Source organism: Cellulosimicrobium sp. 22598 (genome assembly GCF_052044445.1).
Classification (GTDB): Bacteria; Actinomycetota; Actinomycetes; order Actinomycetales; family Cellulomonadaceae; genus Cellulosimicrobium; species Cellulosimicrobium cellulans_G.
In genome coordinates this window covers 1-333 of sequence record NZ_JBQEMZ010000056.1, presented here as the reverse complement: position 1 = coordinate 333, position 333 = coordinate 1, and the positions used below count along the sequence as shown (strand labels likewise).

Sequence of the window (333 nt, the reverse complement as noted above, 5' to 3'; positions counted from 1 at the left end):
CGCCCCGTCGAACGGCAGCACCCACAGCAGACCCTCCTCGCCGTCGAGGATCGCCGTCGTCGCGCCACCGGAGACCACCTGCGCCCCCGCCGGCAGACGAACCTGCCCGTCCAGCTTCAGGTGCGCGATATCGACAGGAGACGCCGTACCGGTGCTCGTGTCGTCGAGGAGCACCCGACCCGCGTCCTGCTGCACGTCGAACGACGCGCTGCCCGCGTTCAGCGTCCCGTCCATCGCCTGCGACTCGTAGTTGAACCGACCCAGCAGCCCGGCCGACGACTTCGTCACCCACACGCCCGAGTCGTTCAGGTCCACGTCCGCCGTGGCCTCGCC

1 protein-coding gene is annotated in these 333 nt (G+C 70.6%); it reads right to left on the bottom strand.

Going from position 1 to position 333, the window contains the following annotated elements; genetic code table 11:
- On the bottom strand, nt 1-333 hold a 333-nt coding region (locus ACTJIY_RS20860), incomplete at both ends, for a hypothetical protein (RefSeq protein ID WP_440697265.1).